Origin of the sequence: Bifidobacterium sp. RTP21102st3_E2_RTP21102_210122 (genome assembly GCF_040916945.1) — a bacterium.
Taxonomy (GTDB): Bacteria; Actinomycetota; Actinomycetes; order Actinomycetales; family Bifidobacteriaceae; genus Bifidobacterium; species Bifidobacterium longum.
The window spans coordinates 361728-384159 of record NZ_JBCPAN010000002.1 but is presented as its reverse complement, the minus strand read 5'-3'; the positions used below and the strand labels follow the sequence as shown (position 1 = coordinate 384159).

The 22432-nt window shown below is 60.7% G+C and carries 19 protein-coding genes and 1 tRNA gene; 2 read left to right on the top strand and 18 right to left on the bottom strand.

The annotated features are described in order from the left end of the window. Positions 1–29 precede the first annotated feature (29 nt). The gene (locus AB5287_RS03630; protein ID WP_080749352.1) at positions 30–266 is read right to left on the bottom strand and encodes a zinc-ribbon domain-containing protein; all 237 of its coding nucleotides are present in this window, start codon (positions 264–266) and stop codon (positions 30–32) included. Between the two features lie 202 nt (positions 267–468). On the opposite strand from AB5287_RS03630, the gene AB5287_RS03625 reads away from it, so the two are divergent. Further along, on the top strand, positions 469–1380 hold the full coding sequence (locus tag AB5287_RS03625; protein WP_368220694.1) for a hemolysin III family protein: 912 nt from the start codon (positions 469–471) through the stop codon (positions 1378–1380). A 54-nt stretch (positions 1381–1434) separates the two neighbouring features. Here AB5287_RS03625 and AB5287_RS03620 read toward each other — a convergent pair whose 3' ends face one another. From AB5287_RS03620 to AB5287_RS03555, 14 genes are all read right to left on the bottom strand, one after another. Continuing rightward, on the bottom strand, positions 1435–1914 hold the full coding sequence (locus AB5287_RS03620) for a transcription elongation factor GreA (RefSeq protein ID WP_007055115.1): 480 nt from the start codon (positions 1912–1914) through the stop codon (positions 1435–1437). Between the two features lie 98 nt (positions 1915–2012). Then, on the bottom strand, positions 2013–2420 hold the full coding sequence (locus tag AB5287_RS03615; RefSeq protein WP_368220670.1) for an FKBP-type peptidyl-prolyl cis-trans isomerase: 408 nt from the start codon (positions 2418–2420) through the stop codon (positions 2013–2015). Positions 2421–2561: 141 nt separating this feature from the next. Further along, positions 2562–4022, bottom strand: coding sequence for an L-serine ammonia-lyase (locus AB5287_RS03610; protein ID WP_368220668.1), 1461 nt, complete (start codon positions 4020–4022; stop codon positions 2562–2564). 146 nt (positions 4023–4168) lie between these two features. Further along, positions 4169–4738 (bottom strand): hypothetical protein, encoded by a 570-nt coding sequence (locus AB5287_RS03605; RefSeq protein ID WP_007055112.1) that lies wholly within the window; start codon positions 4736–4738, stop codon positions 4169–4171. Between the two features lie 193 nt (positions 4739–4931). Next, positions 4932–5010, bottom strand: a tRNA-Leu gene (locus AB5287_RS03600). A 158-nt stretch (positions 5011–5168) separates the two neighbouring features. Beyond that, positions 5169–6170 carry a Ppx/GppA phosphatase family protein gene (locus AB5287_RS03595; protein ID WP_053495864.1) on the bottom strand — a complete coding sequence of 334 codons (1002 nt, stop codon included), beginning with the start codon at positions 6168–6170 and terminating at the stop codon, positions 5169–5171. Between the two features lie 62 nt (positions 6171–6232). Further along, positions 6233–6799, bottom strand: coding sequence for a DUF501 domain-containing protein (locus tag AB5287_RS03590; protein ID WP_007051124.1), 567 nt, complete (start codon positions 6797–6799; stop codon positions 6233–6235). Further along, entirely contained in the window at positions 6796–7407 is a 612-nt protein-coding gene (locus AB5287_RS03585) for a septum formation initiator family protein (RefSeq protein ID WP_008782788.1), read from the bottom strand. The genes AB5287_RS03590 and AB5287_RS03585 overlap by 4 nt, the downstream gene beginning before the upstream one ends. A 90-nt stretch (positions 7408–7497) precedes the next feature. Next, positions 7498–8796 (bottom strand): phosphopyruvate hydratase, encoded by a 1299-nt coding sequence (gene eno / locus AB5287_RS03580; RefSeq protein ID WP_007051126.1) that lies wholly within the window; start codon positions 8794–8796, stop codon positions 7498–7500. Positions 8797–8946: 150 nt separating this feature from the next. Further along, positions 8947–9885: an aldo/keto reductase gene (locus AB5287_RS03575; protein ID WP_010080784.1), complete on the bottom strand. Its 939-nt coding sequence runs from the start codon at positions 9883–9885 to the stop codon at positions 8947–8949. A gap of 148 nt (positions 9886–10033) precedes the next feature. Then, positions 10034–13618 carry a transcription-repair coupling factor gene (gene mfd / locus AB5287_RS03570; protein WP_368220665.1) on the bottom strand — a complete coding sequence of 1195 codons (3585 nt, stop codon included), beginning with the start codon at positions 13616–13618 and terminating at the stop codon, positions 10034–10036. Continuing rightward, entirely contained in the window at positions 13608–14207 is a 600-nt protein-coding gene (gene pth, locus AB5287_RS03565) for an aminoacyl-tRNA hydrolase (protein ID WP_007053586.1), read from the bottom strand. Before pth ends, mfd begins: the two co-directional genes overlap by 11 nt. 195 nt (positions 14208–14402) lie before the next feature. After that, on the bottom strand, positions 14403–14900 hold the full coding sequence (locus tag AB5287_RS03560; protein WP_007053588.1) for a GNAT family N-acetyltransferase: 498 nt from the start codon (positions 14898–14900) through the stop codon (positions 14403–14405). 133 nt (positions 14901–15033) lie between these two features. After that, complete coding sequence (locus AB5287_RS03555) at positions 15034–18273, bottom strand: UPF0182 family protein (RefSeq protein ID WP_368220662.1); 3240 nt, start codon at positions 18271–18273, stop codon at positions 15034–15036. Positions 18274–18445: 172 nt separating this feature from the next. Here AB5287_RS03555 and AB5287_RS03550 point away from each other — a divergent pair, with 172 nt between their 5' ends. After that, positions 18446–19651, top strand: coding sequence for a glycoside hydrolase family 3 N-terminal domain-containing protein (locus AB5287_RS03550; RefSeq protein WP_343086862.1), 1206 nt, complete (start codon positions 18446–18448; stop codon positions 19649–19651). A 97-nt stretch (positions 19652–19748) separates the two neighbouring features. Here the strand turns inward: AB5287_RS03550 and nadD are convergent, their stop codons facing one another. From nadD to AB5287_RS03535, 3 genes are read right to left on the bottom strand one after another with little or no spacing between them, the layout of a single operon-like run. Further along, on the bottom strand, positions 19749–20534 hold the full coding sequence (gene nadD / locus AB5287_RS03545) for a nicotinate-nucleotide adenylyltransferase (RefSeq protein ID WP_007051134.1): 786 nt from the start codon (positions 20532–20534) through the stop codon (positions 19749–19751). After that, positions 20531–21112 (bottom strand): hypothetical protein, encoded by a 582-nt coding sequence (locus AB5287_RS03540; RefSeq protein WP_007053591.1) that lies wholly within the window; start codon positions 21110–21112, stop codon positions 20531–20533. Before AB5287_RS03540 ends, nadD begins: the two co-directional genes overlap by 4 nt. After that, entirely contained in the window at positions 21109–22404 is a 1296-nt protein-coding gene (locus tag AB5287_RS03535; RefSeq protein WP_007051136.1) for a glutamate-5-semialdehyde dehydrogenase, read from the bottom strand. The genes AB5287_RS03540 and AB5287_RS03535 overlap by 4 nt, the downstream gene beginning before the upstream one ends. Positions 22405–22432 lie beyond the last annotated feature (28 nt).

Sequence of the window (22432 nt, the reverse complement as noted above, 5' to 3'; positions counted from 1 at the left end):
GGCATGTTGCTTATCGTACACGGCAAGCATCACGTACAGTTTGATATCCGAAGCCGCCACCATATTGCCGGCATTGCTGTGTCCATGGAACCCATCATCGCGTTTGCCTGCGCTTTGGTGTGATCGACGCCAGGACGCCCGGCGGGAGGTTCAGGAGAAGCAGGGGCCGCCGGATTGGCCTCGGGCTGCTCCAATGGGCTTCCGCACTGCGAACAGAAGGCATTTCCTTGCTCGTTGGCAAACCCACACTCCGTGCAATACACCATCGCCGAGCCCTTTATTGCTGCGACGTTCTCATCTTCGGATTCCATAGTATCGCCGCCATTGGGTGATAGTGTTCGTGCGAGTCGGTATTGACAAGCATAAAAGTTACGCTAACGTAGGTTACGGCAGCGTAAGAAGCGTATCGTCAACTCGTGAAACGGGGGCATCACCATGGCATCAACAACCGGCGACTCGGAAAAGACGATGCATCACGACGCTCATAACAGCGCGACGATTGCAGAGGATGCCACCATCGCATCCAAGCGTCAGGCGGCTATCGAGGCGCGCGAACAGGCGTTGCAGGCCAAGGCTGATGCCGTACGGGCCAAGGCCCAGTTCAAGGCCGAGGCCATTCGAGCCAAAGCCGAGGAGAAGGCCCGGCACCAGCTCGCCAAAGCGGAGAACCGTGCGCTGAAAATCGAGGGCATTGCCCCTGCGGAAGTGGAACGCAAGATTCGTCTCGACGTGCACGGACGGCCAAAGCCGTTGATGCGCGGCTGGATTCACGCGATTGCCGCTCCCCTGTCATTGGCGGCAGGCATCGTGCTTATATGCTTGGCACATGGCGCGAGTCTGAAGTGGGCGTGTGCCGTGTTCATGACAGCGTCGCTGATTCTGTTCACCAATTCGGCCTGCTACCATCTGGGCGATTGGAGCCCGCGCGTCACCGATGTGCTGCGGCGTATCGATCATGTCAACATCTTCCTGCTCATTGCCGGCACGTATACCCCGGTTTCGTTTGCGCTGGAACCGTTCTGGCGCAATGTGATCATCATATCGATGTGGGCGTGCACGGCCATCGCCATCGTGATTCATGTGATCTGGATCAATGCACCACGCTGGCTGTATACGGTGGTGTACATCATCTTCGGCATCTACGGCCTGGCTTATATGGTGTTGTTCTGGAATTCGCCGTATGCGGGGCCAGCCGTGGTGGTGCTGCTGTGCGCCGGCGGTGCCTGCTACATCCTCGGCGCCATCGTCTACGCCTTGCGCAAGCCCGACCCTTGGCCTCGCGTCTTCGGATTCCATGAGATTTTCCACTGCGGAACGGTGGCCGGATATGCCTGCCATATGGTGGCCATCTACATGGTGATCGTCTCGCTGTGGCAATAAGCGCTACGACATATAAGTATGCCCCCGCCTACGGGGGCATACCAGTCACTTAACTCAGGCCAGCGGCTTGGCGGCCTTGACAGTCACGGACAGCTCGCGGCCGTTCGGTGCGGTGTAGGAAACGACGTCGCCCACCTTGGCGCCCTCGATGGCCTTGCCAATCGGGGAATCCGGGGTCATGATGTCGTAGTCGGTGCCGGCCACGATGTCACGGCTGCCGAGCACGTAGGTCATCTCGTTGCCGTTGAGCTCGATGGTCACCACAGAGCCCTCGCCCACGGTGCCTTCCGGAGCATTCTCGATGATCTTGGAATCGCGCAGCTTGACGGTGAGCTCGGTGATGCGGCCCTCGTTCTTGCTCTGCGCCTCACGGGCGGCCTGGTAGCCGCCGTTCTCGGACAAGTCGCCCTCGGCACGCGCCACGGCGATCTTGTGCGCGATTTCCTCACGCAGCTCACCTTCACGATGGGCGAGCTCTTCCTTCATCTTGTTGTATGCTTCCTGCGTCAGCAGGTAGACCTTGTCCTCAGCCATATCGTCCTCCTGAACCGTTGTCGATGCTGAAACAATCTTCGTTATTTATGACAAAACGCCGGCTATGACCCCGGCGTTCGTCATGTGCTGACCTATGGTCAGCGGGTGGAAATGATGTCGATGACGAACACCAGCGTGTCCTCGCCGCCGATGCCGGCCTGCGGGATGCCGCAGGAACCGTAGCCGTATTCCGGCGGAATGGAAACCACCAGACGCGAACCCACGTTATGGCCCGGCACAGTCTGGTCCCAGCCCTTGATGACCTGTCCCACGCCGATGCCGAAGCTGGCGGGCTGATGACGGTCGAAGCTGGAGTCGAATGGGGTGTCCTTACCCCACACCACGCCGTGGTAGTTCACGGTGACGGTGTCGCCGCGACGCACGATCGGGCCGTCTCCCTCGGTCAGCTCCACAACCTTGAGGCCCTTCGGGGCTTCGGGCGTCGGGAACTCGATAACGGGCGTGGTGCCGAATTCGGCGTTCACCTGAGGCATCTGATCTGTCATTAGTCCTCCTTCAAAGACACAATGCGCCCTACCTTAGCACCATCGGCGAATCGGCGGTAGTCCTTCATCCCTGTGCGATACGACACGCTGGCCGTATACGTCAATTCCGGTCATCATGCTGGTGAATACCGGACATGTCAATCAGCATTCGACGACATTGACGGCAAGCCCGCCCTTGGAGGTCTCCTTGTATTTGGCCATCATGTCTTCACCGGTCTGCTTCATGGTTTCGATGGCCTGATCAAGGGTCACGATGTGTGAGCCGTCGCCGAGCATGGCCATACGCACGGCGTTGATGGCGGTGTTGGCGGCCATGGCATTGCGCTCGATGCATGGAATCTGCACCAATCCGCCCACCGGATCGCAAGTCAGACCCAAGTTGTGTTCGATGCCGATCTCAGCAGCATTCTCCACCTGTTCCGGCGTGCCGCCCACGACTGCGGCAAGTCCGGCCGCCGCCATCGAACAGGCCGAGCCGACTTCGCCCTGGCAACCGACTTCCGCACCGGAAATTGAGGCGTTGCGTTTGAACAGGTATCCGATGGCACCGGCGGTCAGCAGAAACGTGACCACGCCCTGTTCATTGGCGTTGTCCACGAAATGCCAGTAATAGTGAAGCACGGCGGGAATGATGCCGGCGGAACCGTTGGTCGGAGCGGTTACGATGCGCCCGCCTCCGGCATTCTCCTCAGAGACGGCCAAGGCGAAGAGATCCACCCATGCGGCGTCGGAAGACTCGAGCACGGCGTCTTTGCGCCGGCTGTCGCGGCGCAGCACATCGGAATTCGAGGCGAGACGCCGATACATTTTCGGCGCGCGGCGGGGTACGTCAAGGCCACCGGGCAATGTGGGTTCCGCCGAGGTGCATCCGTGGTCCACACAGGCGCGCATAACACGCCAGATGGCATCAATATCGGATCGGACCTGGATGCCCGAGCGTGAAGCGGTTTCGTTGGCCCATACAAGTTCGGCGATGCTGAGATGATGTTCCCGGCATAACGACACCAGTTCAGTGCATGATGAGAACGGGTAGGGTGCCTCGACGCCGAAATCAGTGGATGATGACTCGTCCGCATCGGCAAAGGAGGCGCCTTCCGGAGGGCGTTCATGAATGCCGATCATCGGGTCTTCGGGAGCGCCTTTGCGCACGAATCCGCCGCCGATGGAATACCAGACCTGTTCGTCGACCAAGCTTGCGGCGGCGTCGAACGCCTGGAATCGCATGCCATTGGGGTGCGCGGCCATGCGCTTCCATTGTTCGAACACCACGTCACGGTCGTAGTCGAAATGGATGCGTTTGAGGCCGGCGAGGTTCAGAGTATCGTCCACCGCGCAGATCTCGCGGATGTGCATCATGTGGTCGGTATCCACGGTGGCCGGCAGATTGCCTTCGAGCCCGGCCATCGTAGCACGATCGGTGCCGTGGCCGAGACCGGTCAGCGCCAGAGAACCATAAAGCGTGATTTTGACACGTGCGGTGCGATCGACCAAATGGTCGGCCTGCAACGAGGAGGCGAAAGCATGTGCCGCGACCATCGGGCCTACGGTGTGCGAGGATGAAGGTCCGACGCCGATGGTGAACATGTCAAGCACACTGAACATTTGGCTCCTTCTCCCCTGCTGGTTCGGCATGCCGGTGTTACCAGGCGTCATGCCATCACGATATCGTATCCCAGCCCAGCGCCCGGAATCGCTTTCGCCTTGTGCGATGATGGCCGCGCGCGTCGTGCCGGCGAGCGATAAGTCAGTCAGTGAGACAGTGCGGAGAACATCATGACCAGTACGATGATACCGATGATGGCCAATACGATCTGCACCACCATCAGCCCGATGGTCAGTCCCTTCTTGGTGGCGATTTTGGGCGCGTACGCCTGTGCCAACAGGAAGGCGATGAAGCCGAACACCGCGTAGTTGACGGTCAGGGCCATCACATCGCCGTTCGACAACACCACGCCGTTCAGCGGCTGGTTCAGCGTGTTCATCATCGCGCTCATCACGAACATGCCCCACACGCCGTAGCCGATTAATCCGACGACGCCGTACAGCCATGGCTTGAGTTTGTCGTTGGCACGCAGGGTCAGGGCTTCGGCACACCACAACAGGGCGAAGCCGACGATGTAGGTGAACGCCACGGCGATCAGTATCACGATAGTCGCCCATGGCAGGAGTGCGGCCACATTGCCGATCATGGACAGATAGAATCCCGAGCAGGCGATGGCACCAACGGTGAGTGCAGTGCCCGCAATGACGGCTTGGGCAAGCATGGTGGGCAGTGCGCCTTGTTCGACTCGTTCGACATCGGTCCAGCGTGAAGCCATGTGGATTCCTCGTTTCATCAGGTACATCGTCACAACGCCACATAGCCTAACGGCCTTTTGTTTCGGCCTTATAAGCTCTCCACATAGTGAGCTGCGAGCCCCCTCTGACGAGGGGGGGCTGTCGGCGAAGCCGACTGGGGAGAGACCACGGCACAGCCGCAAAAACGGCATCGGCCACAGGCCGATTTCAAGGTGCCTCCGGTGGGACTCGAACCCACAAGCCGAAGCGATCGATTTTAAGTCGACTGCGTATACCATTTCGCCACGGAGGCCAACTTTTCTATTATAAGCTATCTCCTGCCCTGAGCATTGCTTGCGGGTTGCTGCACTTCGTGCAGCCGTCGCGGCATAGCCGCTCCCCTCGCCTACAAACAGCCCACCGGGCTGTTTGCTTAACGGCTCAGCCCGCTGGAGGCACTTACCACTTACGCTATTGAGCCAGCAACCGGCGACCATAATCGAGCACAATGCCGTCCAGCAGACCGTGTTCGCTGGCAACGAACGAATCGATGGCTTCACCATGATCGGCCTTGGCGGCTTCGCTGACACGCGCCAGCACACGGCTCCAGACCACAGCGCCGCCGCCGACCACATCGATACGGCCGGGGTGGATGGTCTTGTATTCGCGGCGCTCGGCGCGCGTCATCCTAAGGAACTTGTCGTCCACGGCATAGGCGTCTTCAAGGCTCAACCGATGCCCGTCGACCACGGTGTGGTCGTATTCCTTCAATCCCATGGCCAAGGCGGTCATCGTGGTCACCGTGCCGGACACGCCAATGATGGTACGGGCCTTGCCTGCGTCCACGGTGCGGAAGGCCTCATCGATATGTTCATCGACGTCCGCAACGGCCTCATCGATCTGTGTCTGGGTCGGCGGATCATTGGTCAGATGACGTTCGGTCATGCGCACGGAACCGATGTTCATGGAAAACGCGCCCTGAACCTGGGTAGTGGGCGCACTGACGCCGTTGCCACCGATGACCAGCTCGGTGGACCCGCCGCCGAGATCAACCACCAGATAGGGGGCGGGCAGATCGTCGCGATTGACCACGGAAGTGGCACCAAGGAAGCTCAGGTCGGCTTCTTCGGTGCCGGGAATGACTTCGGGGCGCACGCCGAGGATACGTTCGATCTCATCCTCGAACTCCTCACGGTTTTCCGCGTCACGAGTTGCAGAGGTGGCAACGAAACGCAGGCCGTCGATGGGATGTTCGGCAATCACACCGGCGAATTCCCGAGCGGCCACATAGGCGCGTTCCAACGCTTCGTCGGCAAAACGATGGGTCTTGTCCACATCCTGGCCGAGACGGATCACACGCAGGATGCGCGGCACCACCTCATGCATGCCATCGGCATCGACACGTGCGATTTTCAGTCGAATGGAGTTCGTGCCGCAATCAATGCCGGCGACGGTTACGGATTCCTTGCTCATTGCCTTCTCCTCGTATCCCTTAGTGCGTATGAATGGACTGTTCGCGCTGGCTCATCTGTTGATCAATCGTCCAGCGTGCAGCGGCAGACGGTCGGATCGAATTCGTCTTTGACGCGTTCCAGTACCAAATCGCCAATGGGGTTGACGCCCGGCCCCATAACCAAGGACTGGGCCAGCAGGGCATGCAGGCACTTGACGCGCACCGGCATGCCGCCGGCCGAAGTGCCTTCAATATGCTCCTCACTGTCGCCAAGACGTCCTGCCAGTTCGTGGCGGAATGCCAGATACAGGTTATGGGCCTGCTCATATGCGGCCTTGAGCTCCTCGTCCGAGGCCAACATGTCGTTGTATTGCTGCATCACGCCGGCGGCCTCGACATGGGAGGCGGCCTTGACGGCTTCCGGACCGGTCAGATAGCACGTGGTGGGGAAAGGGATTCCGCCGGGCAACACCGGACGGGTGATTACGGCAAGTGGCCTACCGCAGACGCATCGCGCCCCCACGGCGACCATGCCGCGCGGGTATCGGCCGAGCTGACGCTGCACCAGGTCGATGTCATGATCGTTGGCGGGCTCGGCAAGCACGGTATCGACAAGGGCCTTGGCCTTGGCGGCGATATCGATGGTCACTGTTGGGTTCCCTCCCCTGTGTTCTGTTGGGTATTCTGTTGGGTGTTCTGATCGGATTGGGTGTTCTGGTCTGACTTATCGGACCGCTTGGATGAGTCGTTGGATGACGAGTCAGAGGAACCGGAAATATCGGATTTGCCGGACTCGCTATCGGTCACAGGCTCATCGGCCTTTTTGAGCGAGTAAGACAGTTCGCTGTACCATGGCAGGACTTTTTTGTTGCTGCTACTGGAATCTTCCGTTTTCTGGGATTCGCTATCGGAGCCGGTCACGGCTTCGGGATGAAGCACACGCACGGCCTGTTCGCCGGGGAATACGAAGCCGAGGCGTTCACGGGCCTGGGCGGTGATGTAGGCCTTGTCATCCCAACGCTTGATGTCGTTTTCCAACTCCTGCTTTTGGGCAATCAGCGAAGCCTCCTCACGCTTGAGACCATTGAGTTCGGCCAGGTTCAGGGCATAGGTGTGGAAGGTGGAGACCAGCTGGATGGTGCCAAGGGCGATAATGAACAGGGAGACGAAGAACGCTATAGGCCCCGCCGACCCTTTTTTCCTAACTCGTGCTTTGCCGGTTTTGCCAGGTTTGCCGGTACGGGACGACTTGCTCATGTCACACGAAAATACCCGCCGCATTCGACTTGACGAATACGACGGGTATCGAGCTTCAGTGGAAACTCACGCCTTTACGGGCGTTTCAGCTCACTTGGCCAGGTACTTCTTGCAGGCCTTGAAGGCGCTGTAGCCGGCGTACTGAGCGGTGGAGCCGAGCTCCTCCTCGATCTCGAGCAGGCGGTTGTACTTGGCAACGCGCTCGCCACGGGCCGGGGCACCGGTCTTGATCTGGCGGGTGTTCTTAGCAACAGCCAGGTCGGAGATGGTGGTGTCCGGGGTCTCGCCGGAGCGGTGGGAAACCATGGAGGTGTAGCCGTTGGCGGTGGCCAGCTCGATGGCGTCGAGGGTCTCAGTGACGGAACCGATCTGGTTCAGCTTGACCAGCAGGGAGTTGGCGGCGCCGAGGTCGATGGCCTTCTGCAGACGAGCCGGGTTGGTGACCAGCAGGTCGTCGCCGACGAACTGCAGACGATCGCCGAGGCGAGCGGTGATGGCAGCCCAGTCTTCCCAGCCTTCCTCGTTGAACGGGTCCTCGATGGAGACGATCGGGTACTCGTTGATGAGGTTCTCGTAGTAGTCGAGCATGTAGGCGGAGTCACGCTCTTCACCGTCGAAGCGGTACTTGCCGGTCTCCTTGTTGTAGAACTCGGAGGAGGCGACATCCAGGCAGATGCCGATCTGCTTGCCAGGCTCGTAGCCGGCGGCGGAGATGGCGTCCATGATGTACTTGAGGGAGTCCTCGTTGGACTTCATCTTCGGGGCGAAGCCGCCCTCGTCGCCGAGGCCGGTGTTCAGGCCTTCCTTCTTCAGGACGTTCTTCAGGGTGTGGTAGACCTCAACGCCAGCGCGCAGAGCCTCGGAGTAGGTGTCGAAGCCGTACGGGGAGATCATGTACTCCTGAATGTCGGTGGCGAAGTCAGCGTGAGCGCCACCGTTCATGATGTTCATGTTCGGGACCGGCAGGATGTGGCCGTTGGTGCCGCCGATGTAGCGGTACAGCGGCAGGCCGGCGGACTCGGCGGAAGCGTACAGAGCAGCCAGGGAGACGCCCAGGATGGCGTTGGCGCCCAGCTTGCCCTTGTTCGGGGTGCCGTCGAGCTCGATCATCAGGTCGTCCAGAGCGCGCTGGTCAGCAGCGTCCATGCCGATGACCTTCGGAGCGATGACCTCGTTCACGGCCTTGACCGCGTTAAGAACACCCTTGCCGCCGTAGACGGACTTGTCGCCATCGCGACGCTCCCAAGCCTCGGCCTCACCGGTGGAGGCGCCGGACGGGACCAGGCCCAGGCCCTGGGCGCCGTCTTCGGTGTCCAGAACGACCTGAACGGTCGGGTTGCCGCGGGAATCGAGAATCTGACGCGCGTACACGCTTTCAATTACTGCCACAACTACTCCTTAAAACGGTTGTGTATCTTGAATGACATTCTTAAGAGTAGTGCGATTTGTGGACGTTGTGAACAACACGCCCAAAAATTAGCGTTAGCGCTCACAATGCCAGTGTGCCGCCTGATTGCAAGGCAGTACGGACGAAATCGCTCAGTCAACGTCCTTGCCATTGAGGTAGCCGATCTCACTGTCGGACAATTTCAGTTCGCTGGCTTTGAACGAGTCCTGAATCTCCTGCGGGTTTCTGGCCGAGGGAATCGTGAACAGATATTGGTATTGCGCAAGTTCCCACGCGAGCGTGACGCGCTGGTAGGAGCAGTCGTGAATCTTGGCGACTTCGCGGAACCGGTCGAACAGATGCTCGTTGAACGGGTCGAGGAATCCGCCGAGTGGCGACCAGCAGACAAAAGCCAAACCGAGCTTTTCGCAGGTTTCCAACGTGTGTTCAGGGTCGCGGTGGACCGGGGAGAACTGGTTCTGGACGGCCACGAGACGATCGCCCAAAATATTGCGGGCGGTTTCGATGTCCGCGTTGTCGATTCTGGAGATGCCGACAGCTTTGGCCACACCTTCGTCCACGAGCTGCTTGAGTGCGCCCATCTGGTCTTCGTACGGCACCTGCGGATCATTGCAGTGCGAGTAGAGCAGATCGAGCGTATCGACACCGAGGCGGCGGGCTGATTCCTTGGCATTGGCGATCATGGTTTCAGGTCGGGCGTCGGCCTGCCAGCCGTAGTTGCCGTTGCCGTCAAGCGTGCGCAGCCAGCCGGTTTTGGTGGCTACGAGCACCTGATCTTTGGGGCCATGCCACGAGTGCAGAGCATCGCGGACCAGATATTCGCCATAGCCCATATCCTCCGGTTCGCCGGTGCCGGGTGCGCTGGGCAGATAATAGGACCAAGCCGTGTCCAAATAACGGACTCCGGCATCGAGCGCGGCATGGATGGTCTCGATTGCCTGATCACGGTTGGAGGGGCGCCCCTCGATGGCGAGCGCCATCGTGCCCATGCCAAGGCGGGGAATCTCATAGCCGGCAAGTGTTGCCGTGGTCGCGCTCTGGTTCGTGCGGCTCGTAGTCGTTTCGCTCATAGCAGTCACTTAATCTCGCTCGCTGGACAGTCGGAACGATTCCGTCTGGGGTGAATCATCGTCACAAACGACGGCATGAATATGAATATGGCTCACCGGAGGTTGCCCGGTGAGCCATAGCTGGCTCGACTGTCGCCTCGCACCCCGTCTACAAACGGCTCTGCCGTTTGCTTGACGACGGGGTCCATGCCAAATCATCAAGTAACTGGTTGGTCCAGAGGACTACCTGGTCGGAGCTCATGGGACCCTGGCCCAGGGAGCCGGTGAACGGGGTGGGGACGATGAGTTGGTGGGTGACCGGGCGGTATTGGGTGCCTTTGTAAATACGGCCCATACGCATCTGGATGGATTCGGGCGGGTCGATGCGACCGATGCGCACGCGGTTGGATTGCGCGAGAATCTCCGAAATGCCGAGCTTGCGGGCCTTGAACTTCAGACGGGCCACGTCGAACAGGGTCTCGAATTCGACCGGCGGCTTGCCGTAACGGTCGGTAAGTTCCTCTTCCAAATCCTTCAGATCGGCCTCGTTGCGGGCGGAGGCGAGCTTGCGGTACGCTTCCAGACGCAGCTTGTCCGAATCAATGTACTCGATCGGAATCGACGCTTCGATGGGCAGGTCGATGGACACGGCCACCGGCTCGACGTTCTCTTCGGGCTCCTTGTACTTTTCCACGGCTTCGGACACCATGCGTACGTACAGGTCGAAGCCCACGCCCTCGATATGGCCGGACTGCTCGTCGCCCAGAAGGTTACCGGTGCCGCGCAATTCCAAGTCCTTCATGGCCACGTCGAAACCGGAGCCGAGCGCCGTGTTCTGCGCGATGGTGGCGAGCCGGTCATGGGACTGCTCGGTCATCGGCTTGGACGGGTCGTACAAGAAGTAGGCGTACGCGCGCTCGCGGCCGCGACCGACGCGGCCACGCAGCTGATGGAGCTGGCTCAAGCCGAAACGGTCGGCATGGTCGACGATCAGCGTGTTCGCATTGGAGATATCAAGACCGGTCTCGATGATTGTGGTACACACGAGCACGTCGATGTCGCGATGCCAGAAGTCGCGGATGATCTGGTCGAGCTGCTTCTCCCCCATCTTGCCGTGGGCGATGCCGACGTGCGCCTCGGGCACCAGCGTGTGGATCTTGTCGGCGATGGACGAGATGTCCTGCACACGATTGTGGACATAGAACACCTGGCCGCCTCGCAGCAGTTCGCGGCGTACGGCTGCGGTGACCTGCGCATCCTCGTAGGCGCCCACATAGGTCAGCACCGGCAACCGGTCTTCGGGCGGGGTGGCGAGCGTGGACATCTCGCGAATGCCGGTCACGGCCATTTCCAGCGTGCGCGGGATAGGCGTGGCAGACAGGGACAGCACGTCCACGTTGGTGCGCAGGGCTTTCAGCGTCTCCTTGTGTCCCACGCCGAAACGCTGCTCCTCATCGATGATGACGAGTCCCAGATCCTTGAACTTGATTTTCGGGTTCAGCAGCTTGTGCGTGCCGATGACCACGTCCACCGTGCCGGTTTCCAGCCCCTCGATGGTCTCGTTGATCTCTTTGGTGGTCTGGAATCGGCTCATGGCCGCCACATTGACCGGGAAACCCTCGAATCGTTCGCTGAACGTCTCGTAATGCTGCTGGACAAGCAGCGTGGTGGGCACGAGCACGGCCACCTGCTTGCCGTCCTGCACGGCCTTGAAGGCGGCACGCAGTGCGATTTCGGTTTTGCCGAAGCCCACGTCGCCGCAGATGAGGCGGTCCATCGGCACGGGCTTCTCCATGTCGGATTTGACCTCGTCGATGGTGGTGAGCTGGTCGGCGGTTTCCTGATAGGGGAAGGCGTCTTCCAGTTCCTTCTGCCATGGGGTGTCCGGGCTGAACGCGAAGCCCCTGGCGCGCTGGCGGGCGGAGTACAGCTTGATCAGGTCGTCGGCGATCTCGTGGACGTGTTTGCGGGCCTTGGCCTTGGTGGCCGCCCAGTCGGAGCCGCCGAGCTTGTTGAGCTTGGGGGCTTCGGCACCGATGTATTTGCTGACCTGGTCGAGCTGGTCGGTGGGGATGAACAGTTTGTCCGCCGGGGCGCCGCGCTTGGAAGGCGCATATTCGATGACCAGGTATTCGCGAGTGGTTTTGTTGGCGCCGGTGCCGATGGTGCGCTGGCGCATTTCGATGAACCGGCCAATGCCGTGCTGCTCGTGCACCACGTAATCGCCTTTTTTGAGTTCCACCAAGTCGATGGCCTTGCGCCGGCGTTTCGGCGCTTTGGCCACGGCCACGGCCGAAGTGCGGCCGGTCAGGTCGCGTTCGGTGAGCAGGGCGATTTTGGCGGCTTTGTCCACGAAGCCGTCGATGGCCTGAGAGCGGATGACGTCGAAATTGGCGATGCCGGTAGTGTTGATCGCACGCTTGAGCCTGGCCAAGGTGCCGGCCGCAGCGGCGGTGATGGTGACGTGGAAGCCGGCATCGAGCAGGCCTTCGATGCCTTGGGAGGCCTTGGCCTCATCCCCTCGGAATTCGGCCGGGTTCTGGGCGTCGAGCTGCACATGGCCGGTCAACGTGGTGTCCACGCCGAAACTGGTGAGGCGAATCACCGGATGTTCGGAGTATTCGAGGGAGCTGATGGTTTCCGCATAGTCGAGGAAGCTGGCTTCGTCGAAGCTGATGGGCGCGCCGGCGCCGTGGCCGGAGGCGGCCACATGCCAGCTGGCGGCCAGGAACTCGTTCGCGGTTTTTGCCAAGTCTTCGGCGGAGCGGCGTAGTTTCTCCGGGTCGCTCAGGAGGATCACGGCGTGCTTGGGAAGCATGGAGCCCACCGGTTCCAGATGGTCCACGAGTGCGGGCATCAGGGATTCCATGCCTTCGACCGGAATGGCGTTGGCGATGGATTCGAGCATGTCCTCAGCATTGGGAATCGAACCGACCAAGGCTTTGGCGCGGGTGCGCACGGCGTCGGTCAGCTGCAGTTCACGGCATGCGGTGGCCCAGATGGTCTTGAGGCCGTCGCCGTAGGTACGCTGGTCGGAGGCGTGGAATTCCTTGATGGTGTCAATTTCGTCGCCGAAGAATTCGATACGCACCGGGTGCGGTGCGGTGGGCGGGAATACGTCAAGAATGCCTCCGCGCACCGCGAACTCGCCACGGTCCATGACCAGGTCCACGCGCGTATAGGCGTTTTCGATCAGACGTTTGGCGGCTTCGTCGAGGGGCAGGTCCTCCCCCACGGTGAACACGAGCGGCTCGACATCGCCCAGTCCTTGGACGACTGGCTGGATGAGCGAGCGGATCGGCATGACGAGAATGCGAATCGGGCCGAACATCGAATCGGTATCGCTCGGATGCTTGAGTCTGCGGAACACGGCCATGCGGCTGGCCACGGTGTCCGCGCGCGGGCTCAGACGCTCGTGCGGCAGGGTTTCCCAGGCTTCGAGCTGGGCGATGTCGTTCGGGTCGCCATCATACCAGGAGCGCAGCGAGCCCACGGTCTCTTCGGCTTCGCGGCCGGAGGCCACGACCAGCACGACCGGCTTGCCGGGTTTGCCGGCCACACCCTGCCCGATGGCGGCGGCCAAAGCCGGGCGCAAGCCTTCGGGGATGCCGGCCAGGACGGAGTTGTCGACGTCGTCCGAAGCCTCGATGTCGCCGGCGGCGAGCTTCAGGAAGGTCTTGTCCTGTTCCAGCTCAGACAGGATGCCTACCAGTGAGCCGTTGATCAGGTCCGGGTGCGTCGCCTCACCGGCCATTGAACTTCTCCTGGGTCTTGGCAAGACCGTGGAAGATGATGTCCTCGGCGGCGTCGGCGCCGTCAGCCAGGAATTCGGGCAGCTGCTTGCGCTGGTCCGGACCGAATCCGCCCAGCACCCAGTTCACCGTGTTGTCATGCGCGTTCGCACCGCGCTTGGAGTGACCGACGCCCATGCGCACACGCGCGTATTTCGGCGTGCCGAGGGAACGGTCAATCGACTTGATGCCGTTGTGGCCGCCTGCGGAGCCGCCTGCCTTGACCTTGATACGGCCGAATTCCAAGTCCATGTCATCGTGAATCACCACAATATGGTCGGGCTCGATCTGGTAATAGGCGCTAATGGAAGCCACCGCATTGCCGGAATCATTCATATAAGTCAGCGGCTTGGCCAGAAAGAACTTGACGGTGCGGCCGTCCAGGTTCATCACGCTTTTACCGAGCATGGCCAAGCCCTTGTGATCGGCGAAGTTCACCGTCCAACGTTCGGCGAGCACGTCGGCGGTCATGAAGCCCATGTTGTGCCGCGTGTCCTCATATTTTTTGCCGGGGTTGCCCAGTCCCGCAATCAGCCAGAAATCCGATGCCATAATCCGCTCCTCGTCCGTCTTCCTTTATTCCCGTATGCACGTTCTGTATGTTCCGTACGTCATGCGCGCGTTCGCCTCGCGCACTGGCCCATGCCCGGCCGGATCCAACCGTCAAGATTGTACTCAACGCCGCCGTCAAGCTCGTTTGCTCCGGCATCCTCACACTTTTCTTGACTGAAATGACTTACTGCAAGGCTACAGGTCCAAATACCAGTAGGACATGTCCCGCATGGTGCCGGTGGAGTCGGTGGCAGCGGCGGGCATGAGTCCGAATTGGGTGAAGCCGAAGCGGTGCATGAGGGCAATGGAGCCGGCGTTATCGGCGAAAATGATGCCGCAGGCCTTGCGCATGTGGCGGGCCAGCGCCTCGGTGAGCAGCCTGTCAAGCATGAACGTGCCTACTCCCCTGCCTTGCCATGCCGGATCGATGTAATAGGCCAAATCGGTGACACCGTCATATCCTGCGCGGTCATAGAACACGGAGAGCGCACCGAAGCCAATGATTGAACCGTCTTCCGATTCCACAACAAAAACGCCGTAGGGCGGCGTATGGGATTCGACCCAGGCGCGGCGTTGGTCGAAGGTGCGCGGGGTGAGGTCGGCGGTCGCACCGCCGGCCATCACTGAGGCGTTGTAGATGTCGGCGATGGCTTGGACGTCGGATTCGACGGCCGGACGGAAGGTGTATGGCATGAGGTTCCTTTGAATACGCAAATAGCCCGTCCTTATGATAAGGACGGGCTATGTCAGTTGAGGTAACCGACTCCCTTCAGTCGCCTTCGGCGATGGCTCCCCTCACCCTGAGGGGAGCCAATTCCTGTCGGAACTACTTGTCGAGCTCGATGGCCTTGTTGAGGGCGTCTTCAAGCTCCTTCTGCGCCTTGCCGTAGGCGGTCCAGTCGCCGTTCTTCATGGCGGACTGGCTGTCCTTCATGGCTTGGGCGGCATCGTTCAGCGCCTGCTGGAGTTCGGGGCTACGGTCGGAAGACGAGCCGGAATCCGACTTGCCGTCCGTGGTGCCGGACTGGCCACCATTGGTATCGGAACCAGATTGGTCACCGGATATGCCGGACGACTGGTCACCAGACGATCCGTCACCGGACACGTTCTCGGCATCGCCTGCGGCCGCGCCGGAATCACCACCGAACACCTGATCCAAGGCCTCATCCAACGTATCCGCAAATCCTACCTGATCACCGAACGCGACCAGCGTCTTCTTGAGCAGCGGGAATGAAGTCGCACCCGAAGACTTGACGTACACGGGCTGCACGTACACCAGTCCGCCACCGAGCGGCAGGGTGAGCAGGTTGCCGCGCACCACTTGCGTGTCGCCGGATTGCAGCAGGTTCAGTTCCTTGGACACGTCGGCGTTGGCGTTGAAGTTGTTCTGCGCCTGGCCGGGGCCCGGTACGTTCGAATCCTTGGGCAGCTCCTGCAATCGGATGGTGCCGTAGTTTGAGCCTATCTTGCCCTTCTCATTGCCGGCATCCGAGTCGACCGACAGGAAGCCGGTGAGGATCTCACGGGTGGACTGGCCAGCCGGAATGTAGGTGGAGGTCAGCGAGAACACCGGTTCCTTGGTGCCACCGGTCTGCAAGGTCAGGTAGTACGGCGGCTGCAGGATGTCCTGGTCCTGCTGGGACTGGGATTCGGTCGGATCGACCGGCGTCTGCCAGAAGTCTTCGCCTGAGTAGTACTGGCTGGCAGAGGTCACGTGGTACTTGGAGAGCAGCTCGCGCTGTACCTTGAACAGGCTTTCCGGGTAGCGCATGTGGCTCATCAGGTCGCCGGAGATATCGGAGAGCTGGTGGTACTGGCCAGGGAAGATCTTCTCCCATGCCTTGATCACCGGATCGGATTGATCCCACACGTACAGGTCCACGGAACCGTCGTAGGCGTCCACGGTGGCCTTGACCGAGTTGCGGATGTAGTTGGCCTTCTGCGAGCCCAAGGATGAGACCGTTGCGGAAGAGACGGTGGTGGAATCCTTGGTGGCGGAGCCGAGGTCGGTCATCTGCGAGTATGGGTAGGCATCAGAGGTGGTGTAGCCGTCGACGATCCACTTGACGCGGCCATCGACCACGGTCGGATACACACGGCCGTCAAGCGTCAGGTACGGCGCCACCTTGGCCACGCGCTCCTTGGGGGAACGATCGTAAAGAATCTGCGATTCGCTGGTCACACGGTCGGAGAAGAGAATCTGATCGGAGCCGAAGCGGATTGCGTAGAGAATACGGGAGAACAGGTTGCCAACCGAGGGGCCGCCGTCGCCCTTGAACGTGGTCAGGGCGCCTTCCGAACCGGTCGGGTAGTCGAACTCCCAAGCCTGCGTGCCCTCCGGTGCGCCGACGATCGAGTATTCGGTGGTGTTCGGCGAGAAGTAGATGCGAGGCTCATACTTTTCGGATTCAGTGAGCTTGCCCTGAGTGGGGATGCCGGATTCGAAGAATTCAGGCTGGCCGTCGGCGGTCACCTTGTTACCGTAAGCGGCCACCACGCCGTAACCGTGGGTGTACACGGTGTGGTCATTGACCCAATTGCGGTTGTCGTTGCCGGCCAGGTCAAGCTCGCGGGCGGCAATCACGGTGTCTTGGGAAACGCCGTCGATCTCGTACTTGTCGACTGCCAAAGTGTCGGCGAAGGTGTAGTACTGCTTGGACTGCTGCAGCTGTTTGAATGTGGGGCTGACGACCTGCGGGTCGAGCAGACGAATCTGCGCGGTGGTGTCGCCCTCCTTGGCCAGAGCGCCCTGCTCGCCCTTGTCGGTTACCTTGTATTGCTCAGTCTTGAGCTTGTCAAGACCGTAGGCGGCGCGGGTGGCGTCGATATTGCGCTGAATGTAGGTGGATTCCATCTCCTGTGCGTTCGGGTTGACGCGGAAGCGCTGCAACAGCACCGGCCATGCCACGGTGAGCACAAGACCCACCACGACCACGACGGCAATGGAGGTCACCGGCACACGCCAAGCCTTGAGCGCGGCGGAAGCGCGCACGCCGATGGACGCCTGGCCTTCGAGCGTGTGGGAACGCATGAGCCAGATGCCCAGCACCACGCCGAGGATGGCGGTCAGCGCGGCCATGATGAACGTGACGGGGATGTTGGCATGTACGGCGGTGTAGGAGGCACCGGTGATGCGTGAACCCTGCACGGTGAGCTGGTCGAAGACGCCGATCATCTGGCGCGCTGCCCAAGCGAACATGTTGAGCATCAGCCAGATGCCAAGCTGGCGACGGCAACGCTTGGTGATGGAGAACAGGCCGCGTCCGTTAACCGGCATGGTAATGCGGATACCACCCATCAGCACATGCGTGACCACGGAAAACACAAGGCCCACGCCCAGCAGCATGGCCACGGCGGCGAGCACGAGCTTCAGGCCCGGCAGCACGAACACGTAGAAGCCGTTGTCCAGACCGAACTGCGGATCGGTGGTGCCAAACGACTGCGCGTTGAACATGAGCAGAATCTCGCTCCAGTTCGCGTTGAACTGAGAGCCGAAGATGACGCCGACGATCAGCGAAATCACCACGGCCACGCGGCGAGCGGTTTTCGAGCTGACGGATTTGCCGACCTCGACCACATCGCCGTTAATGCGAATGGTGGAACCGTCGGCCGAATCAGGGCGTGCCCGGATAGCCAGCCAGGCGGAAACGAAGCCGGTCAGGGCCATGAGCAGCGCGTAGGCCACCCACAGGCCGATCTTCACCCCGAGCTGGGTCCAGACCACGGACTGGAAGCCGAGCTGGCCGTACCACATCAGATCGGTGATGAATCGGGACAGGCCGAAGAACAGACCGACGATGATGGCCAAGGCCAGCACCACGCCGATCAGAACCTTGCTGCCATGGCTGGATCCTGAGCCACCGGACGCTGGTTTACGGGTGATACGCGGATTGGCCGGGCCACGTGGAGGGCGGGATGACCCAGAGGGGCCGGCGTTGGTGTTGCGGGCCGGACCGTCCCCATCGGCCTCGACATCGAGGATGATCGGATCGTCATTGTTCGCATTATTGCGTCGTGAATCGCCGCCATTGCCGAACAGTACTGAGAAAGGATCGTTAAAAGACATAACTCAAGCCTATCGAAAGGGCGGGAGGTAGGTTATGCCCTGAGCACAGAATGAGGCAGCGTTCTGTTCTACGCTCCGTTCTACGCTTGCCGGTATGAACAGCCAACGGCCACAACATCTGCGTCCCTCAGCACACGCCACACGCCAACTTCGGCACAGGAGCACTCCAATCGTGGCGACAATATGTGCTTTGGCAGTGGTGTTGGCCGGCGTGGCAGCCTACGGATGGCATGTCGGATGGTTCGCCAAATCCACATCAAACGGCAACACCACCACTCCCCAGACTTCCCAGACAAGTGCGTTACCACGCACCGACGTTCCTTCCCCGAAGAAGAACGACGACCCGGCCGCACAAGCCCAACGTGCGGTATCCGCCATGACGCTTGAGGAACGTGTGGGACAGTTAGTGATGGTGCCGTTATTCGCCGGTTCCGATCCCTCCTCGCTGGCTTCAACAATCGCCGACGAGCACATTGGCTCGGCCATTCTCATTGGCAATTGGAATACCGGCGCCGATACGGTCAAGACCGCGACCGCGCAACTCCAAGGATATGCGCCGGCCGGCAATCGTCTCATCATCGCCACCGATCAGGAGGGTGGTCAGGTGCAGCATCTGACTGGTACCGGTTTCGACACAATGCCCAGTGCCGTTGAGCAGGGCACAATGTCCGCTGACGCATTGCGTCAATCGGCAGGCACGTGGGGTTCGCAATTAGCTGCTGCTGGCATAAATGTCGATTTGGCACCGGTGCTCGGCACGGTGGTGGGCGATCGTGCCTCAAATGCTCCGATTGGCGCGCTGGATCGTGATTTCGGATTGGATGCGGCCGGCAACGCCGAACATGGCATCGCCGTTATTGAAGGTTTGCGAGACGCTCAGGTCGGCGCGGCGGTCAAACATTATCCTGGGTTGGGCGCGGTAAGCGGCAATACCGACTTCACCACCGAAGGCATTCTGGATACGACCACCACGTTGGGCGGGGCCGAGGCAGGTGCCTTTGACCAGGCGATCACCAAGACCGATCCTGCGATGGTGATGATGTCGTTGGCCACGTATCAATCCATCGACCCGAATAATCCGGCGGTGTTTTCTTCTACGATTATCGACGGTCATATTCGCAACGCCCTGAAGTACACGGGCGTGGTGATTTCGGATTCGATGTCTGCCGAAGCGTTAAGCAGCTACGATGTAAGCCAATTGGGAGTAAAGCTTGTCGAGGCGGGCGGCGACATGTCCTGCATCGGTCAGACGGATTACGTAAAGCCAATTGTGGACGGCCTCAACGAACGGGCGAAGTCCGATCCGGCTTTCGCTTCGAAAGTGACGGCGGCGGCGACTCGCGTAATGGCATTGAAAATCAAGATGGGACTGGCCTGACTGCTTATCTTTTGCACTGGTGAGGATTGATGCGCACTGATTCGCGCTAATCCTCACCAGCCCTCGTACAAATGCACACTAGTCCTCGTACGAATCGTCAGTCCTCGTATGAATACAGACCATGCTTGCCGATGTATTGCACCACGCCGTCAGGCACCAGATACCAGACCGGCTCGTCGTGTTCGGCGCGGCGGCGTACATCGGTCGAAGAGATGGCCAAGGCCGGGATCTCAAGCGTATCGACCTTTCCTTCGGGCAAGGTCACGCCGTCCGGACTGGAGTAGCCGGGGCGCGTGACGGCCACGAAGTGGGCGAGGTCCCACATGAGGTCGGCGTCCTTCCACTGCATAATTTCGGCCACGGCGTCTGCGCCGGTGATGAAGAACAGCTCGGCGTCGGGATGTTGGGCGCGGATATCGCGCAGGGTGTCGATGGTGTAGGTGACGCCCGGACGGTCGATGTCGACACGCGAGACGGTGAATTTGGGGTTGGATGCGGTGGCGATCACAGTCATCAGATACCGATCTTCGGCGTTGGTGACGTGCTTGTCCAGCTTGAACACAGGTCGGCCGGTGGGTACGAAAATCACCTCATCGAGGTCGTATACCCAAGCTACTTCGGAGGCGGCGACCAAGTGGCCGTTGTGAATCGGGTCGAACGTGCCGCCCATGATGCCGACGCGCAGGCGCGTATGCCAGTTGCCGCGTGCGGAAAGCCTGCCTTTGCCATGGCTGCTGGCCCCGGCCGGCGCGGACAGGTCAGACATGCGCCGTTCGGTTTCGCCTTGGGTGACGGCAACGATTTCGGCGGGCTCGGCGGATTCCACTGATTTTTCGGACTGAACTGACGCAGCCGTTTTGTGGCTGTCGGTAACACCACTCATGCCTGGTCGCCCTCGCCGGCGGCGTCATCGGCTGATTCGGTTTCCTCTTCGATTTCGCCGGCGGTGGGATTGTCTTCCCTGGGATCGATCTTGCCCATGTCTTCATCCCATTCGTCCTGGACCACGCGACGAATTTCGGCGAAGGTGGGCAGCGGGAAGTCCGGCTGGTAGAGGCGGCGGACCTCGGCCACACGCTCGGTGATGCGGATGAGCGTGTCGGTCATGCCGTCAAGGTCACCGTCGTGCTCCATCTGGCTGTATTTGCCGATGTAGCCTTCCATGAGCTCCATGTGTTCGCGCACGATCTTGAGCTGGGCATCGTCGAGGTCCGCGACTTCGGGCGAATCGGTCTCGGGCCAACCGATGAGCACGGCGTCCGCGTATTCGAGCGACGCACGCTGGGCGGCGGAGGCGATGCCGTCCTCGATCTGCACAAGGAACACGTAGCGGACGATGCTGAGCCGTTCGGCCGCGATCTTCAGGCCGAGCTTGGGATCGTTGAGGTCGATGTCGGGCCGCAGTTCGCTTGCCTTGTTTGCCGTGTCAGCCGTAATGTTCATGTTGCCGTCCTCGTTCATGCGCGCACCTGTCCTGTTCCGTAACCGATCCACTTGGTGGTGGTCATCTCCCGCAATCCCATGGGACCGCGTGCGTGCATCTTCTGCGTGGAGATGCCAAGCTCGGCACCAAAGCCGAACACGCCGCCGTCGGTGAAGCGGGTGGAGGCGTTGACCATGACCACGGCCGAGTCGATGCGCTTGGTGAATTCCTCGATGGCCGCATAATCCTCGGCGATGATGGATTCGGTGTGGCCTGTGGAATGCGTGTTGATGTGGTCGATGGCCGCGTCCAGGTCCGACACCACCTTGATGCCCATTTTGAGGGCCAGGTATTCGGTGTCCCAATCCTCTTCGGCGGCGTGGTTGAGGTCAAGGCCCTCGATTGCCGCACCGGAGATGATGCCGTACGACGTGGTGTCGGTCTGCAGCACGACGTTCGCCTCGGCCAGAGCGGCGGCGATCTGCGGCAGGAATTCGGCGGCGACATCCTTATGAACCAATAGCTTTTCGGCGGCGTTGCACACGCCCACGCGCTGGGTTTTGGCGTTGATGATGATCGGGATGGCCTTGGCGAGATCACCGGACTTGTCGATATAGATATGCACGTTGCCGGCACCGGTTTCGATGACCGGCACTTTGGAGTTGCGCACGACGGCTTGGATCAGACCCGCTCCTCCTCGCGGCACGAGCACGTCGATATGGCCTCGCGCCTCCATCATGGCGGTGGCGCCGGCGCGCCCGTACTGGTCGACGGATTGCACCAGTGCGGATTCGAAACCGTGGGCTTCAAGCACCGGGGCGATGACGCCCAACGTGGCGGCGTTAGTGCGTTCGGCGGCGTGGCCGCCTCGCAGCAACGCGGCATTGCCGGACTTGAGGCACAGGCTGGCCACGTCCACAGTGACGTTCGGCCGGGCCTCGTAGATCATGCCGATGACGCCCATCGGCACGCGCGTCTGGGTAAGGCGCAGACCGTTGGGCAGGTTGTATCCGCGCACGATCTCGCCGACCGGATCGGGCAGGGTGGCCACATGGCGCACGCCTTGGGCGGCGGCGGCCACGCGCGGCACGTCGAACAGCAGGCGGTCGAGCTTGCCCGCATCCATGCCGTTTTCCTTGGATTCGAGCATGTCCAGCGCGTTGGCGGCTTCGATGTCCGCAGCATGCTCGTCCAACGCGTCCGCAATGGCAAGCAACAGTTCGTTTTTGGCTTCGGTATTTGCCTGTGCAAGACGCTCCTGTGCGCGTGCGGCCTGATCGGCCTGGCGGCACACCGCGTCGAACACCTCAGGACTCAATTCATCGCTCATAAAAAACAAGAGTAACCCACAATGGGCC

What these genes read in the sequence shown, in the direction of transcription:
- AB5287_RS03630 (WP_080749352.1), bottom strand. Translation starts at nt 266, where the DNA reads ATGGTGTATTGCACGGAGTGTGGGTTTGCCAACGAGCAAGGAAATGCC.
- AB5287_RS03625 (WP_368220694.1), top strand. Translation starts at nt 469, where the DNA reads ATGCATCACGACGCTCATAACAGCGCGACGATTGCAGAGGATGCCACC.
- AB5287_RS03620 (WP_007055115.1), bottom strand. Translation starts at nt 1,914, where the DNA reads ATGGCTGAGGACAAGGTCTACCTGCTGACGCAGGAAGCATACAACAAG.
- AB5287_RS03615 (WP_368220670.1), bottom strand. Translation starts at nt 2,420, where the DNA reads ATGACAGATCAGATGCCTCAGGTGAACGCCGAATTCGGCACCACGCCC.
- AB5287_RS03610 (WP_368220668.1), bottom strand. Translation starts at nt 4,022, where the DNA reads ATGTTCAGTGTGCTTGACATGTTCACCATCGGCGTCGGACCTTCATCC.
- AB5287_RS03605 (WP_007055112.1), bottom strand. Translation starts at nt 4,738, where the DNA reads ATGGCTTCACGCTGGACCGATGTCGAACGAGTCGAACAAGGCGCACTG.
- AB5287_RS03595 (WP_053495864.1), bottom strand. Translation starts at nt 6,170, where the DNA reads ATGAGCAAGGAATCCGTAACCGTCGCCGGCATTGATTGCGGCACGAAC.
- AB5287_RS03585 (WP_008782788.1), bottom strand. Translation starts at nt 7,407, where the DNA reads ATGAGCAAGTCGTCCCGTACCGGCAAACCTGGCAAAACCGGCAAAGCA.
- AB5287_RS03575 (WP_010080784.1), bottom strand. Translation starts at nt 9,885, where the DNA reads ATGAGCGAAACGACTACGAGCCGCACGAACCAGAGCGCGACCACGGCA.
- mfd (WP_368220665.1), bottom strand. Translation starts at nt 13,618, where the DNA reads ATGGCCGGTGAGGCGACGCACCCGGACCTGATCAACGGCTCACTGGTA.
- pth (WP_007053586.1), bottom strand. Translation starts at nt 14,207, where the DNA reads ATGGCATCGGATTTCTGGCTGATTGCGGGACTGGGCAACCCCGGCAAA.
- AB5287_RS03560 (WP_007053588.1), bottom strand. Translation starts at nt 14,900, where the DNA reads ATGCCATACACCTTCCGTCCGGCCGTCGAATCCGACGTCCAAGCCATC.
- AB5287_RS03555 (WP_368220662.1), bottom strand. Translation starts at nt 18,273, where the DNA reads ATGTCTTTTAACGATCCTTTCTCAGTACTGTTCGGCAATGGCGGCGAT.
- nadD (WP_007051134.1), bottom strand. Translation starts at nt 20,534, where the DNA reads ATGAGTGGTGTTACCGACAGCCACAAAACGGCTGCGTCAGTTCAGTCC.
- AB5287_RS03540 (WP_007053591.1), bottom strand. Translation starts at nt 21,112, where the DNA reads ATGAACGAGGACGGCAACATGAACATTACGGCTGACACGGCAAACAAG.
- AB5287_RS03535 (WP_007051136.1), bottom strand. Translation starts at nt 22,404, where the DNA reads ATGAGCGATGAATTGAGTCCTGAGGTGTTCGACGCGGTGTGCCGCCAG.